A 14,928-nucleotide genomic window follows, 5' to 3' on the forward strand; every position below is an offset into this window, starting at 1 on the left:
GAGGTGTGAATCATGGCCGCAGCCCCGGATCGCCAGAAGGCGCTCGACGCAGCGCTTGCCCAGATTGACAAGCAGTTCGGCAAAGGCTCGGTTATGCGCCTCGGCGATGAAGTCCGTGCGCCCATCGAAGTCATCCCGACCGGCTCCATCGCACTGGACGTCGCCCTGGGAATTGGCGGCCTGCCCCGCGGCCGCGTCGTGGAAATCTACGGTCCGGAATCATCCGGTAAGACCACGGTAGCGCTGCACGCCGTTGCCAACGCCCAGCGCCAGGGCGGCATTGCCGCCTTCATCGACGCCGAGCACGCCCTCGATCCGGAATACGCCGCCAAGCTGGGCGTCGACACCGACGCGCTCCTGGTCTCCCAGCCGGACACCGGCGAGCAGGCACTGGAAATCATGGACATGCTTATTGGTTCCGGCTCCCTTGACGTCATCGTCATCGACTCCGTGGCCGCCCTCGTTCCCCGCGCGGAAATCGAAGGCGACATGGGCGACAGCCACGTTGGCCTGCAGGCCCGCCTGATGAGCCAGGCCCTGCGTAAGATCACCGGCCGCCTGAGCCAGACGAAGACCACGGCCATCTTCATCAACCAGCTGCGTGAAAAGATCGGTGTCTTCTTCGGCTCTCCGGAAACCACCACCGGTGGTAAGGCGCTGAAGTTCTACGCCTCCATCCGCATCGACGTCCGCCGCATCCAGACCCTGAAAGAGGGCGCCGATTCCGTCGGCAACCGCACCAAGGCCAAAATCGTCAAGAACAAGATGGCCCCGCCCTTCAAGATCGCCGAGTTCGACATCATCTACGGCCAGGGCATTTCCCGTGAGGGCGGCATTATCGATATGGGTGTCGAGCACGGTCTGATCAAAAAGTCGGGCTCCTGGTTCACCTACGATGGCGACCAGCTGGGCCAGGGCATGGAGAACTCCCGCCGCTTCCTGCGTGACAACCCGGAGCTGGCGGCCGAACTCGAGCGTTTGATCAAGGAAAAGCTCGGTGTCGGCGTCAAGGCCCCGGCCGAGACCGAGGAATCACCGAAGCTGAAGGCCGTTGACGGCTTCTAACAGCCGGCGGCGCAAGGGGGCAGGATTTCCATCACGGAATCCTGCCCCCGGCTTTGTCGACCCCGACCAGCCCGCGGACAGCGCCCATGGCGCAGGTTCGCCGGCCGAACAAGACCGGGACGCGGACCCCGCGGCCGTGGCGCGTGCCATCGTGCTGCGGCAGCTGACGAATTCGCCCAAGAGCCGGCTGCAGCTCGCGCGTAAACTGGCCGAACGCAACGTCCCCGGGGACGTCGCGGAGGCCGTGCTGGACCGCTTCGAGGAAGTGCGGCTGGTTGACGACGCCGAGTTCGCCGACATGTGGGTCCGCAGCAGGTCCCAGACCCGCAAGCTCGCCAAGGGGGCCTTGCGGCGCGAACTTGCGGACAAGGGCATCGACCCGGAGACTGCTGCCGGCGCACTGGATCAGCTCAGCGACGCCGACGAGGAAACAGCAGCCCGGGAGCTCGTGGAGCGCAAGCTGCGGGGATTCACCGGCGGCGAAGACCGGGCGGAACGCGACAAGGTGACGCGCCGCCTTGCCTCAATGCTGGCCCGCAAGGGATACCAGCCGTCGCTCGCCTTCCGGGTGGTGGGCGAGGTGCTCGATGCCGCCGCCGGCCATGCCGGGGACGGGAACTAGGGCCGCCGGGCGGGGGTCTGCGCGGGACCAGCCGCTGCCCGCTACCCATACCCGTTACCCTTAACAGGTGAGTTTTACCATTCCCTCCCCAGCAGCCGGCACGACTTCTCCAACAGCGCCACCGGCGGTGCAGCCAGCAACCAGCGCAGACCCCGTTTCCGCACCGGAAAGTCCCGCCCCGGCCCAGCCCCGCACCTACCAGGTGCGCACTTTCGGCTGCCAAATGAACGTGCACGATTCCGAGCGTATGGCTGGCATGCTGGAAGCCGCAGGCTACGTCCCCTCCGCCGGCGAATTGGCCGACGTCGTGGTCTTCAACACCTGCGCGGTCCGGGAGAACGCCGACAACAAGCTGTACGGCAACCTCGGCATCCTCGCCCCGGTCAAGGCAGCCAACCCCGGAATGCAGATCGCCGTCGGCGGCTGTCTCGCGCAAAAGGACCGGGAGACCATCCTCAAGAAGGCCCCGTGGGTGGACGCCGTGTTCGGCACCCACAACGTCGGTGCCCTGCCGGTGCTGCTGGACCGGGCCCGCCACAACAATGAGGCCCAGCTGGAGATCCTCGAATCGCTGGACGTCTTCCCCTCCACCCTCCCCACCAAGCGGGACTCCGTCTACTCAGGCTGGGTATCGATCTCCGTGGGCTGCAACAACACCTGCACCTTCTGCATCGTCCCGGCCCTGCGGGGCAAGGAAAAGGACCGCCGCCCCGGCGAGATCCTGGCCGAAATCCAGGCGCTCGTGGATGACGGCGCCATCGAGGTAACACTGCTGGGCCAGAACGTGAACTCCTACGGCGTCGAATTCGGCGACCGGCAGGCGTTCTCCAAGCTGCTGCGTGCGTGCGGCGACATCCCGGGCCTGGAACGGGTCCGGTTCACCAGCCCGCACCCTGCCGCCTTCACCGACGACGTCATCGACGCCATGGCCGAGACCCCCAACGTCATGCCGCAGCTGCACATGCCGCTGCAGTCCGGCTCGGACAAGGTCCTCAAGGACATGAAGCGGTCCTACCGCTCAGCCAAGTTCCTCGGCATCCTGGACAAGGTCCGCGAGAAGATCCCGCACGCCGCCATCTCCACGGACATCATCGTCGGGTTCCCCGGCGAGACCGAGGAGGACTTCCAGGCCACCCTCGACGTCGTGGAGAAGTCCCGGTTCGCCACCGCCTTCACCTTCCAGTACTCGAAGCGGCCAGGCACGCCCGCTGCGGACCTGCCGGACCAGCTGCCCAAGGCAGTCGTCCAGGAACGCTTTGAGCGCCTCACGGCCCTGCAGGACCGGATTGCCGCAGAGGAAAACGCCCGGCAGCTCGGCCGCCGCGTCGAAGTCATGGTGACCGCCCAGTCGGGCCGTAAGGCTGGAGAAACCCACCGCCTCTCCGGCCGGTCCCAGGACCAGCGGCTGGTGCACTTCTCCGTGCCCGCGGGGGCCGAAGTGCCCCGGCCCGGCGATCTGGTGACCGTCACCATCACGGAGGCGGCGGCGTTCCACCTCGTCTCGGACCCTGCCTCGGCCGAGGACTACAGCCTGCGCCGGTCCCGTGCCGGTGACGCCTGGGACCGTTCGCAGGCAGATTCCTGCGGAGCCCCGGCCAGCCCCGCGGGTAAGGCCAGCGCGCAGGGCACCTCCGGCGTGTCGCTGGGCATGCCCAGCCTTCCGGTCCGCGGCCGTTAGCGCCGTGCCCGGCCCGCAGGGTGCCGCGCACGACGCAGCAACCCAGGCCAGACCAGCCCAGGCCACACCAGTCGAGGACACAGCCCAGCAGGAAACTGCCCGGCGGGACACTGCGCAAAATACGGCGGTGCCGGGGGCACAGCCGGTTGCGCCGCCGGTGATCGCCGTCGTCGGGCCGACGGGATCCGGCAAATCAGACCTGGCAGTTTCCCTCGCCCTCGAGCTCGACGGTGAAGTCATCAACGCCGACTCGATGCAGTTCTACCGGGGCATGGATATCGGCACTGCCAAGATCACCGAGGCCGAGCGCCGCGGTGTGCCGCACCACCTGCTGGACATTCTGGACGTGACCGAGGAAGCGAGCGTCTCGGACTTCCAGCAGCAGGCCCGCGCGTTGATCGCCGACATCCACGGGCGGGGCAAGCGGGCCATCCTGGCCGGCGGCTCCGGACTCTACGTCCGCGCCGCCCTCGATGTCCTCGAGTTCCCCGGCACGGATCCGGAGATCCGCGGCCGGCTTGAGGCGGAACTGGCCACCGCGGGATCCGCGCCCCTGCGGGAACGGCTGGCAGCAGTGGACCCCGTGTCCGCGGGCAGGCTCGGCGACGACCGCAGGATCATCCGAGCCCTGGAAGTCTTCGAGCTCACCGGGCGGCCATTCAGCTCCTTCATGCCGGCCCGCGAATACTTCCAGCCTGCCGTCCAGATCGGACTCGAGGTGGACCGGGAACTGCTCCGGCAGCGCCTCGCCGACCGGGTCCACGCAATGGTCGACCAGGGGCTGCTGGACGAAGTCCGCCGGCTGGACGCCGCTGGACTCCGCAACGGCCGGACCGCGCCACGGGCCCTCGGCTACGCCCAGTTCCTGCGGGTGCTCGACGGTGCCTCGAGCCTGGAGCAGGCCGCGGACGAAACCATCATCGCCACCCGGCAGTTCGCGCGCCGGCAGCTGACCTGGTTCCGTGCGGATCCCCGGATCACGTGGCTGGGCTGGAACGATCCTGATCTGGTGGCCGAGGCCGCCGGCCTCTGCCGGGCGACGCCGGTTCCGCCTCCGGCGTAGCGCTTGGGTCACGGTACCGTAGCGGTCAGGACGGAACGGTAACCTTGGAGCATGGACGAATCCCAAGCCGTAGCCGCTGACCGTACTGCCGGCGATACCGCACCCCTGAGCGGTCTGAAGTTTTCCAAAGGCCACGGAACGGGCAACGACTTTGTCCTGATCGCAGACCCCAACGGCGCGCTCGAGCTCAGCCCGGAGCACGTCGCGGCGCTCTGCGACCGGCACCGCGGCATCGGCGGCGACGGCCTGATCCGCGCCGTGCCTTCGCGGCTCCTGTCCGAGGGACAGGATTTGCTGACCGCGCACCCCGACGCCGAGTGGTTCATGGACTACCGCAACGGCGACGGCTCGCTCTCTGAGATGTGCGGCAACGGAGTCCGCGTGTTTGTGCACTTCCTCATCGCCGAAGGCCTCGTGGACCTGCCGGCTGGCGAATCCCTCGTCATTGGAACCCGGGGCGGTGCCAAGACGATCGTCCGGACAGCTTCGGGGTACGCCGTGGACATGGGGCCCTGGGAGTTCATTTTCCCGGGCGAGGCGACGGCGCGGGCCATGGATTCGCTCGTCAGCGCCGACGGGCTCGAGGTCGCGCGCCCCGCCCTCTCCGTCAGCATGGGCAACCCGCACACCGTGGTAGCCCTGGCCGAAACGGCCGAACTGGAAGCCACGCAGCTGTTCACGGCCCCCCGGGTGGACCCGACGCCGCCGCACGGCACCAACGTCGAATTCGTTGTGCCGGCCGAACCACTCGTCCACGACGGCACCGGCACCATCACCATGCGGGTCCACGAGCGCGGGGTGGGGGAGACCCAGTCATGCGGCACGGGCGCCTGCGCTGCCGCCGTCGCGATTCGCCACTGGGCCGGCCAGGGCGCACCGGACGCGTGGAACGTCCACGTCCCCGGCGGCGTCGTCGGCGTGAAATTCTTCCTGGGCCCGGAGGGGCACGAACACGTCGAACTCAGCGGCCCGGCCGTGATCGTCGCTAGCGGGACGCTTTCCTGATTCGAAGGATCCTGAACGACTTCGACGTGCTCTCCCGGGTCACGCTGAAGCTGGAGTCGAGCTCCGCCGAGAGCCAGCGCTGCAGCGAGTCCGAGCCGAGGTTTTTCTGGACCACGAGCCAGGCCGATCCGCCCGGCGCCAGCCTGGGAATCCACAGGCGCAGGAGGGCGTGAAGCTCATCCTTGCCGATCCTGATCGGCGGGTTGGACCAGATGGTGTCAAAGCGCAGTTCGGGGTCGACGGCGTCCGGCGTGCTGGCGGTTACGTTGTTCAGCCCCAACAGGCCGGCGTTTTCGTTGGTCAGGGTCACGCAACGTTCGTTCACGTCCACCGCGTAGACCTGTGCGTGCGGTGCCCGCAGGGCCATAGTCAGGGCGATCGGTCCCCAGCCGCAGCCGATGTCCAGCAGGTTGCCCTGCGGCGACGGCGCCGGGACGTCGGCGAGCAGCACCGCCGTCCCCTTGTCGATCCCGTCCGGGCTGAAGATCCCCGAGGACGTCTGCAGCCGGCGCGTCTCGCCGGCAAGATCCACGGTGAGCGGCTTGCGGGTGAACGGCCCGGCCGGCTGGGCGCTGAAATAGTGTGCAGACTCCATAATGGGCCAGATTAGTTCGCGGCCAGCCCGTATGGGAAACCGGGCGGGAGCGCCGGCGTCTGCTACGCTACGAAACATGATCTTGATCTCCAAGTAGCCGACACGGGCCTGGTCTCTCTTAGGAGCGACAGCCCGTCCCCGGAGCGACGCAGGTAAACGCCTTCCGCTGAGTGCGCCATCGCAAGGGTGAGTTTTCTCACCCGCTGGCGCCCGCACCACTTGGAATCCAGCCGCTTTCCAGCACCGTGTCTTTTTGGCAGCGTGCACCGTGGCCGGGCTTGGCGGACGGCACCTACCTCACTGTGATCTCCACATTCTGTGGTCCCACAGCCAGGCGCTTCTGCCGCCTCTACCCTTCAGCCAGCCATAGCTCCGGACGGAGCCAGCCCCGCCCCGGCACCGTTGCCGCGGGCATTCCAGGAGGCCTGCATGACCCCCCGCCGTCAGCCCAGCGCGAATACCGCCCCACAGAGCAGCAATCGGCACTATTCTGAAAGAGCCGAACCCTTAAAGGAGACCATGACCAGCCACCCCAACACCGGACCCGATTCAGCAGCCCAGGACATGAGCCCTGAGGAGATCCAAGCTGTAATCGACCGGATCCTTTCCAAGGACACCCCCGCCCCAGGCCGCGGCGGCGGCACCAGCCACGGCACCGCCGCCGGTGCTGGCACCAGCAGCCCGACGTCGGTGCTCGGCAAGGCGCAGGCCATCTCCCGCCTGGACGAGGTCTACACCAACTTCGACGGCGACCAGCAGGACCTTGAGGAACGGCACGCCCTGCGCCGCAAGGCCGGCCTGTCCACCGAACTCGAAGACGTCACCGAGGTCGAATACCGGCAGTTGCGCCTTGAGCGCGTCGTCCTGGCCGGCCTCTGGACCGAGGGCACCCTCGCGGACGCCGAGAACTCCCTGCGCGAACTTGCCGCCCTCGCTGAGACGGCCGGCTCCGAGGTCCTCGACGGGCTCGTCCAGCGGCGCGCCAAGCCCGATCCCGGGACCTTCCTCGGCTCCGGCAAGGCACAGGAGCTGAAGGCCATCGTGATGTCCACCGGCGCCGACACCGTCGTCGTCGACGCCGAATTGGCCCCGTCCCAGCGGCGCGGGCTGGAGGACATCGTCAAGGTCAAGGTCATTGACCGTACAGCGCTGATCCTGGACATTTTCGCCCAGCACGCCAAGAGCCGTGAAGGCAAGGCGCAGGTGGAGCTCGCCCAGCTCGAATACCTGCTTCCCCGCCTGCGCGGCTGGGGTGAATCGATGTCCCGCCAGGCCGGTGGCCAGGTGGGCGGCGCCGGTGCCGGCATGGGCTCGCGTGGTCCCGGTGAGACCAAGATCGAACTGGACCGCCGCCGGATCCGCACCCGGATGGCCAAGCTGCGGCGCGAAATCGCCGCCATGAAGCCTGCCCGGGAAACGAAGCGCGCCAACCGCCGTCGTAATGCCGTGCCTTCTGTCGCGATCGCCGGGTACACCAACGCAGGGAAGTCCTCGCTGCTGAACCGGCTGACCGATGCGGGGGTGCTGGTGGAAAACGCCCTGTTCGCCACCTTGGACCCCACCGTCCGCAAGGCCGAAACCGCTGACGGGCTGGGATACACCCTGGCCGACACCGTGGGCTTTGTCCGTTCCCTGCCCACCCAGCTCGTGGAGGCATTCCGCTCCACGCTGGAAGAGGTGGCCGACTCTGACCTGATCCTGCATGTCGTGGACGTCTCGCACCCGGATCCGGAAGGCCAGATCGCCGCTGTCCGGACGGTCTTCAGCGAAGTCGACGCGCGCAAGGTTCCGGAAATCATTGTCCTGAACAAGGCCGACGCCGCTGACCCGTTCGTGGTCGAGCGGCTCAAGCAGCGCGAGCCGCGCCACGTGGTGGTCTCGGCCCGCACCGGCGAAGGCATTCCGGAACTGCTCAAGGCCATCAGCGACGGCATTCCGCGGCCCAGCGTGAAGCTTGAACTGCTGATCCCGTACAACCGCGGGGATCTGATCAGCAAGCTCCACGAAAGCGACGCCGAGATCCTCAGCCTCGACCACGAGGAAACCGGGACCCGTGCCGTGGTGATGGTGCGTGAAGGACTCGCCGCCGAACTGGATCCCTTCATCAGCAATGACTGAGGCTGCGGTGACCAGGGCTGACGCCGATCCAGCTGACGCGGATCCAGCCGACGCCGAACCAGCGGATGGTGGATCGGCCGAGCCTGATGCCGGTTCGGTTGCCGGCGCGGCCGGCGAGGAGTTTGTGGTTAAGCTGCTCGACCGTGCCGTGTCCGGCATGGGCGGGCAGAGCCGCGATGGCCAGCACGAAATGGCCCGGCAGGTGGCGCGCGCGATCGACAGCGGCGACCACCTGCTGGTCCAGGCCGGCACCGGCACCGGCAAGTCCCTGGCCTACCTGATTCCACTCATCGCGCATTCGCTGACCAGCAACAAACCCACCCTGGTCTCCACCGCCACCCTGGCGCTGCAGACCCAGATCGTGGGCCGCGACCTGCCCAGGCTGCTCAAGACCATCACGCCTGCCCTGGAACGGCCCGTCAAGGTCGCCCTGGTCAAGGGCCGGTCCAACTACGTCTGCCGGCACAAACTCGAGGGCGGCTTCCCGTCCGAAGAACCTTCCGAGGGACAGCTGTTTTCCCTTGGCGAGGACACCAGCGTGCCGCATTTCGCCGCCGCACTGGGCGGGCCGTCCTCCCAGCTGGGCAAGGAAGTCGTCCGCCTGCGCGAATGGGCCGAGGAGACCGCGACGGGGGACCGCGACGAGCTCATGCCCGGCGTCACGGACCGGGCCTGGCGCCAGGTCTCGGTCACCTCCATGGAGTGCCTCGGCGCGCAGAAATGCCCGCTCGCGGCCGAATGCTTCAGCGAGCTGGCGCGTCAGAACGCCGCCGACGCCGACGTCGTGGTCACCAACCACGCCATGCTCGCCGTCAGCGCCTTCGAAGGCCTGGCGGTGCTGCCCGAGTACGACGTCGTGGTGGTGGATGAGGCGCACGAACTCCAGGACCGCGTCACGGGCGCGGTTTCGGGCCAGCTCTCCGTGGCGATGGTGCACGCCGCCGCGTCCGGGGCCCGGAAGCACACGGGCATCACCGTGGATGCGCTGAACAATGCCGCCGCCCACCTGGAGCTGGCCATCGACGGCGTCCCCAGCGGGCTGATGCCCAATGGCCTGAACAGCGAGCAGTTGGACTGCATCGATCAGCTGCGCGACGCGTGCCGCGCCGCCCTGTCCGATTCCAAGGGGGACAGCTCCGCGACGGCCGACGGCGGACGCCAGCTGGCCCGTTCACGGCTCATGGTCATCCTGGAACTCTGTGAACGCCTCCTGGCCGCGCGCGAAAACCGCGAAGTCGTGTGGTTCTCCCGCAACAGCAGCTTCGACCCGGCACAGGGCTACTCCCAGCCGGACGAGAGCGCGCCGGCCTTGATCAATGTTGCCCCGCTGAGCGTCGCAGGACGGTTGCGCGAAGGCCTGTTCGCGGACCACACCGTCATCCTGACCTCGGCCACACTGGCCATCGGCGCCGCCTTCGAACCCGCCGCCGGAGGCCTGGGCCTGGTTGGCAACGGCGCCCCGAGCTGGACCGGCGTCGACGTCGGATCCCCGTTCGACTACCCGAAGCAGGGCATCCTCTACGTCGCCAGGCACCTGCCCAAACCCGGCCGCGGAACGTCCCCCGAGGCTTTGGACGAACTCGAGAAGCTGATCCGCGCTTCCGGCGGCGGTGCGCTGTGCCTGTTCTCCTCGCGGCGTGCGGCCGAGGAAGCAGCCGAGGCCATGCGGCCCCGGCTGGGCCTCAGCATCCTGTGCCAGGGGGAGTCGACCATGACGGCGCTCGTGCGGCAGTTCGCCGACGAGCCCGACACGTGTTTGTTCGGCACCATGTCGCTCTGGCAGGGCGTCGACGTCCCTGGCGTGTCCTGCCGGCTGGTGGTCATCGACCGGATTCCCTTCCCGCGGCCGGACGACCCGCTGATGACGGCACGTTCGCGGGCCGTGGCCCAGGCCGGCGGCAATGGCTTCATGGCCGTCTCGGCCACGCATGCCGCCATCCGCCTCGCGCAGGGCGCCGGACGGCTGATCCGTTCGACCTCGGATAAGGGCGTGGTGGCAGTGCTGGATTCGCGGCTCTCCACGGAGCGCTACGGCGGCTTCCTGCGCGCCGCGCTGCCGCCGTTCTGGCCCACCACCGATTCATCGATAGCCATGGCGGCCCTGAAGCGCCTGGCGAAGGACCCCGCGAAAGACTAGGTCCCAAGCCAGGCGCCACCCTGCGCGGAATTCCGCGCGGGGTGGCCGCCACTGGCGGCCTGGCCCGGGATGGCTAAGGGGAGCGCAGCTTAGAGGGAACGCGGTTTAGAGGGAGCGCGGTTTAGAGGGAGCGCGGTTTAGAGGGAGCGCAGTACCGAGACGACTTTGCCCATGATGACGGCGTGGTCGCCGAGGATGGGCTCGTACTGGGTGTTTTGCGGCAGCAGCCAGGTGTGGCCGTCCCGCTGGCGGAATGTCTTGACCGTGGCTTCGTCGTCCAGCAGGGCGGCCACGATGTCGCCGTTCAGGGCATCACCCTGGCGGCGGACAACCACCCAGTCGCCGTCGCAGATGGCGGCGTCAATCATTGAATCGCCAGCGACCTTGAGCATGAAGAGTTCGCCATGACCCACGAGCTGGCGGGGCAGCGGCATGACGTCCTCCACCACCTGGTCCGCGAGGATCGGGCCGCCGGCGGCGATGCGTCCGACGAACGGCACCATTGCCGTGTCAGTGGCGCTGGCGAGCTCGGTTACCGACAGGCCGCCCACGGCCCGCAAGGGACTGGATTTCTCGATCCCCGATATCGGCGTGGTTCCCTCGTCCAGGGTCAGCGGCATGAGCACTTCCATGGCTCGGGGCCGCTTCGGATCACGCCGCAGGTAGCCAAGCTTCTCAAGCTGGGAGAGCTGGTGGGTCACGCTCGAGAGGCTGGCGAGACCGACGGTGTCGCCGATCTCGCGCATCGACGGCGGGTAGCCCTTGTCCGTGACGGACCGCTGGATGGTCTCCAGGATTTTCTTTTGCCGGACGGTGAGGCTCTTGGGGGCCCGGGCGGGCTGCGGGCTCCGTGGGGTGGCCCTGCCGCCGGTGGCTTGTGCTGCCATGTTCGCCAATGCCTTTCCGTTCCGCCCGGCTGCCGTGGCTACTGTCACCGGGAACTTCCGGCCTGAAATGTCAGACCCTGCTGATCAACTACGAATGAATTCCCTCAGGGAGTTCAAAGTGGTTGTCCTGTCCCTCAAAAATAGGCCAGCCGCAGACCTTTTTCAAACATTTGTTCTAGCGAGTCTCGACATCGTTCGTTAGTAAGTGCTAAAACAGAACAAGCAAGATTCGAATATGTGTTCGATTTCGCTGATCTGGGTTCGCAAGCGATGTTCGGTTCTATGTTCGAAGGTTCGGCCGGTTGGCGGAGAGTACATGAGTACGCCGGGCGGCAACTATGGTCCAGGAGGGCTCAGTTCATGTCAGTTTCAAGCGCGTTTCACGGCACTAGCATTCAGGGCATCGCGACCGGCCGCCGAGGTGTTGTTCCGGGCGGCGCGGCGGATCGCCGCAGCATCGGATACGGCAGCATCGGACACAGTGGCATCGAACACGGCGACATCAGCCAGGGCGGCATGGGGCCGGGCAGTTCCCGTTACGGCAACGTCTACCCGCTCAATGCCAGGCGCCGCACGTCCGCGACGTCGCAGGCGCCCCAAGGGGCCACGGGCGCGGTTTCCGCCGGCCGGCCGAAGCAGCCGCCGCTGCGGCTCACCCGGCGCGGACGCTTCGTCTTTTTCGGTGTCCCCCTGATCCTGCTGGCGGCGTTCATCCTGTCCTTGAGCGGATTCCTCAACGCTCCCGCCAAGGCGGCAGATTCCGCGGACCAGCTCTCGGTGACGCCGACCGTTTCCGTCACAGTGCAACCGGGGGAGTCCCTCTGGGCCATTGCGGGGTCGGTGGCTCCGGAGCGCGATCCCCGAGACGTCGTGGCGGACATCGTGCAGCTGAACAATCTGGACGCCGCGGGTGTCATGCCGGGCCAGCAGCTGTTCGTCCCGGCCAAGTAACCTCCCCCAGATGCCGTCGCAGGCGTCACAGTTTCAGCGCCCGTCCCGCTACCACTTAAACTGGTCACGTGACTGACCAGCTTGAGCGCCTCAACCGACTGCCCCTCCGAACCAATCTGCGTGGCCTGCGTCCGTATGGCGCGCCGCAGCTGGACGTCCCCATCCTGCTCAACGTCAACGAGAACACCCATGGGGTCCCGGCCGATGTCCGCGCCGCGATCACCGAGGCCGTGAGCGCCGCCGCTGCCGGACTGAACCGCTATCCGGACCGCGAGTTCACCGAATTGCGCGAAGCCCTCGCCGAATACCTCGGCCATGGCCTGGACGCGGAGAACATCTGGGCCGCGAACGGTTCCAACGAAGTCCTGCAGCAAATCCTCCAGGCCTTCGGCGGCCCCGGCCGGACAGCCCTCGGGTTCCCTCCCACGTATTCGATGTATCCGCTGCTGGCTTCCGGCACGGACACGGAATACATCGTCGGGGCGCGCGCGTCGGACTATGGGCTCAGCGCGGAATCGGCGGCACAGCAGGTCCGCGAGCTTCAGCCCAACATCGTCTTCCTCTGCTCCCCGAACAACCCGACCGGAACGGGGCTGGGCCTCGATGTGGTCGAGGCCGTCTATGACGCCGGCGAGGCCAGTCAGACCATCGTGATCGTCGATGAGGCCTACCACGAGTTCGCCCACGACGGCACGCCCAGCGCGCTCACCCTGCTGCCTGGCCGGGAACGGCTCATCGTCTCGCGCACCATGAGCAAGGCCTTCGCCCTCGCCGGCGCGCGCCTCGGCTACATGGCCGCGGCCCCGGAGGTCGCGGACGCCCTGCGGCTGGTCCGTCTCCCGTACCACCTCTCGGCCATCACCCAGGCCGCGGCCCTGGCCGCCCTGCGCCACCGGGAGGCACTCATGGCGGACGTCGAGGACATCAAGCGCCAGCGCGACCGGATCGTGTCGGAACTGACGCGGCTGGGCCTGACGCCGGCCGCGTCCGATTCCAACTACGTGTTCTTCGGCGGCCTGGAGAACCCCCATGAGGTCTGGCAGGGCATGCTGGACGCCGGTGTCCTCATCCGCGATGTCGGCATTCCGGGGCACCTGCGCGTCACCGCGGGCACTGAGACCGAAACCACAGCCTTCCTGGAGGCCCTTGAACTCATCCTGGCCGGCTCCGCAAAGCCGCAGGCCTAGACTTGGTGGGGAGCCCGATCGTCCCCGCCAGAGTGCCCAACACCCTGCTTTCTTCCAAAGGACACATCTACATGAGCAACACCGGATCCACCACCGCCGAGGGCCGGACCGCACGCATGGAACGGACCACCAGCGAGTCCTCGGTCCTGGTCGAGATCAACCTGGACGGCACCGGCGTGTCAGACATCAGCACGTCGGTCCCGTTCTACGACCACATGCTGACGGCCCTCAGCAAGCACTCCCTGATCGACATGACGGTCAAGGCCACCGGTGACACCCACATCGATGTCCACCACACCGTCGAGGACGTGGCCATCACCTTCGGCGAGGTCCTGCGGACCGCCCTGGGCAACAAAGCCGGGATCCGCCGCTTCGGCGAGGCGACCGTGCCCCTGGATGAGGCCCTCGCGCAAGCTGTCGTGGACGTCTCCGGCCGTCCCTACCTGGTCCACGCCGGCGAGCCGGCAGGGCAGGAATACCACCTGATCGGCGGCCACTTCACGGGCTCCCTGACCCGCCACGTCTTCGAAGCGATCACCCTTCACGCCGGGATCTGCCTGCACATGAACGTCACTGCCGGGCGCGACCCCCACCACATCGTCGAAGCCCAGTTCAAAGCCTTTGCCCGTGCCCTGCGCGCCGCCGTCGAACCGGATCCCCGGGTCGAAGGCATCCCGTCGACAAAGGGTGCCTTGTGACCGGCCCGCTGCTCCGCGACGGGGCCATCATCGACCCCGCCGCCGCGGCCAAGCCGGTCTCCCCGCAGGGAAAGCCCACAGTTACGGTGCTGGACTACGGCTCCGGAAACGTCCGGTCCGCCGTCCGCGCCCTGGAGCGGGCCGGCGCCGAAGTCATCCTCAGCGCCAAGCCTGAGGATGTCCTCAACGCCGACGGCCTCGTCGTCCCCGGTGTCGGCGCCTTCGAAACCGTCATGCGCGAACTCAAGGCCGTTGACGCCATCCGCATGATCGGCCGCAGGGTCGCCGGAGGCCGCCCCGTGCTGGCCATCTGCGTCGGACTCCAAGTGCTGTTCGAGGCCGGCGTCGAGCACGGCACCGAAGCCGAAGGCATGGGGGAGTGGCCCGGCAAGGTGGAACTGTTGCCTGCCGACGTCGTGCCCCACATGGGCTGGAACACCGTCTCCGTCCCCGAAGGGTCCAAGCTCTTCGCCGGGGTTGAGGGCGAGCGTTTCTACTTCGTGCACTCGTACGGGGTCCAGCAGTGGGACTTCGACGTCATCCAGCCGCGGATGGCCGCGCCGCTGGTGACCTGGTCCGACCACGGCGCCCCGTTCATCGCGGCCGTCGAGAACGGCCCGCTCTGTGCCACCCAGTTCCACCCGGAGAAGTCCGGCGACGCCGGCGCCCGGCTGCTGCGCAACTGGGTCCAGGGCCTGCGCCCCGCAGTCCCGGAACGTACCGCGGCCCCGGAAGCGACCGCCTAGATGTGGTCCCTGGTCCTCATGGGCGTCGCCGGCCTGCTGGTCGGCGGCGCGATCTCCTTCCGCCAGCAGAAAAGCCCGCTCTGGGTGCAGATCGTTTTCTACATCCTCGCCGGCATGTCGCTGCTCGCCGCCTACCTCCTGACCCTGCCGGCGTCCTGACCGCCCCTCCCACCACC

At 67.7% G+C, this 14,928-nt stretch carries 14 protein-coding genes; 12 read left to right on the plus strand and 2 right to left on the minus strand.

What is annotated here, in order from left to right; translation table 11 throughout:
- Positions 1 to 12 precede the first annotated feature (12 nt).
- The 5 genes from recA to dapF all read left to right on the plus strand — a co-directional run bounded on the left by recA (position 13) and on the right by dapF (position 5,433).
- A complete protein-coding gene (gene recA / locus ABH915_RS08010) occupies positions 13 to 1,065 on the plus strand; it encodes a recombinase RecA (RefSeq protein ID WP_018774457.1) in 1,053 nt (350 codons plus the stop codon).
- A 136-nt stretch (positions 1,066 to 1,201) separates the two neighbouring features.
- A complete protein-coding gene (locus ABH915_RS08015; protein WP_370124965.1) occupies positions 1,202 to 1,687 on the plus strand; it encodes a regulatory protein RecX in 486 nt (161 codons plus the stop codon).
- A 127-nt stretch (positions 1,688 to 1,814) separates the two neighbouring features.
- Complete coding sequence (gene miaB / locus ABH915_RS08020; protein ID WP_370119718.1) at positions 1,815 to 3,365, plus strand: tRNA (N6-isopentenyl adenosine(37)-C2)-methylthiotransferase MiaB; 1,551 nt, start codon at positions 1,815 to 1,817, stop codon at positions 3,363 to 3,365.
- A 127-nt stretch (positions 3,366 to 3,492) separates the two neighbouring features.
- Positions 3,493 to 4,428, plus strand: coding sequence for a tRNA (adenosine(37)-N6)-dimethylallyltransferase MiaA (miaA, locus tag ABH915_RS08025; RefSeq protein ID WP_370119721.1), 936 nt, complete (start codon positions 3,493 to 3,495; stop codon positions 4,426 to 4,428).
- 51 nt (positions 4,429 to 4,479) lie between these two features.
- Positions 4,480 to 5,433 carry a diaminopimelate epimerase gene (gene dapF, locus ABH915_RS08030; RefSeq protein WP_370119724.1) on the plus strand — a complete coding sequence of 318 codons (954 nt, stop codon included), beginning with the start codon at positions 4,480 to 4,482 and terminating at the stop codon, positions 5,431 to 5,433.
- Here dapF and ABH915_RS08035 read toward each other — a convergent pair.
- Entirely contained in the window at positions 5,414 to 6,028 is a 615-nt protein-coding gene (locus tag ABH915_RS08035) for a class I SAM-dependent methyltransferase (protein WP_018774452.1), read from the minus strand. The genes dapF and ABH915_RS08035 overlap by 20 nt on opposite strands.
- 519 nt (positions 6,029 to 6,547) lie before the next feature.
- On the opposite strand from ABH915_RS08035, the gene hflX reads away from it, so the two are divergent.
- Complete coding sequence (gene hflX, locus ABH915_RS08040) at positions 6,548 to 8,146, plus strand: GTPase HflX (protein ID WP_370119727.1); 1,599 nt, start codon at positions 6,548 to 6,550, stop codon at positions 8,144 to 8,146.
- Complete coding sequence (locus ABH915_RS08045) at positions 8,139 to 10,283, plus strand: ATP-dependent DNA helicase (protein ID WP_370119730.1); 2,145 nt, start codon at positions 8,139 to 8,141, stop codon at positions 10,281 to 10,283. Before hflX ends, ABH915_RS08045 begins: the two co-directional genes overlap by 8 nt.
- A gap of 137 nt (positions 10,284 to 10,420) precedes the next feature.
- Here the strand turns inward: ABH915_RS08045 and lexA are convergent, their stop codons facing one another.
- Positions 10,421 to 11,170: a transcriptional repressor LexA gene (gene lexA, locus ABH915_RS08050; RefSeq protein WP_026266605.1), complete on the minus strand. Its 750-nt coding sequence runs from the start codon at positions 11,168 to 11,170 to the stop codon at positions 10,421 to 10,423.
- 360 nt (positions 11,171 to 11,530) lie between these two features.
- On the opposite strand from lexA, the gene ABH915_RS08055 reads away from it, so the two are divergent.
- The 5 genes from ABH915_RS08055 (at position 11,531) to ABH915_RS08075 (ending at position 14,911) form a co-directional block, all read left to right on the plus strand.
- Positions 11,531 to 12,121 (plus strand): LysM peptidoglycan-binding domain-containing protein, encoded by a 591-nt coding sequence (locus ABH915_RS08055; RefSeq protein WP_370119734.1) that lies wholly within the window; start codon positions 11,531 to 11,533, stop codon positions 12,119 to 12,121.
- Between the two features lie 68 nt (positions 12,122 to 12,189).
- Positions 12,190 to 13,308 carry a histidinol-phosphate transaminase gene (locus ABH915_RS08060; protein ID WP_370119737.1) on the plus strand — a complete coding sequence of 373 codons (1,119 nt, stop codon included), beginning with the start codon at positions 12,190 to 12,192 and terminating at the stop codon, positions 13,306 to 13,308.
- Between the two features lie 71 nt (positions 13,309 to 13,379).
- Positions 13,380 to 14,006 (plus strand): imidazoleglycerol-phosphate dehydratase HisB, encoded by a 627-nt coding sequence (hisB, locus tag ABH915_RS08065; protein ID WP_026538327.1) that lies wholly within the window; start codon positions 13,380 to 13,382, stop codon positions 14,004 to 14,006.
- Positions 14,003 to 14,752: an imidazole glycerol phosphate synthase subunit HisH gene (hisH, locus tag ABH915_RS08070; RefSeq protein WP_370119740.1), complete on the plus strand. Its 750-nt coding sequence runs from the start codon at positions 14,003 to 14,005 to the stop codon at positions 14,750 to 14,752. The genes hisB and hisH overlap by 4 nt, the downstream gene beginning before the upstream one ends.
- Complete coding sequence (locus ABH915_RS08075; RefSeq protein WP_197026145.1) at positions 14,753 to 14,911, plus strand: hypothetical protein; 159 nt, start codon at positions 14,753 to 14,755, stop codon at positions 14,909 to 14,911. It begins immediately after the preceding gene.
- Positions 14,912 to 14,928: the final 17 nt, after the last annotated feature.

The organism is Arthrobacter sp. MW3 TE3886, assembly GCF_041262145.1.
Classification (GTDB): Bacteria; Actinomycetota; Actinomycetes; order Actinomycetales; family Micrococcaceae; genus Arthrobacter.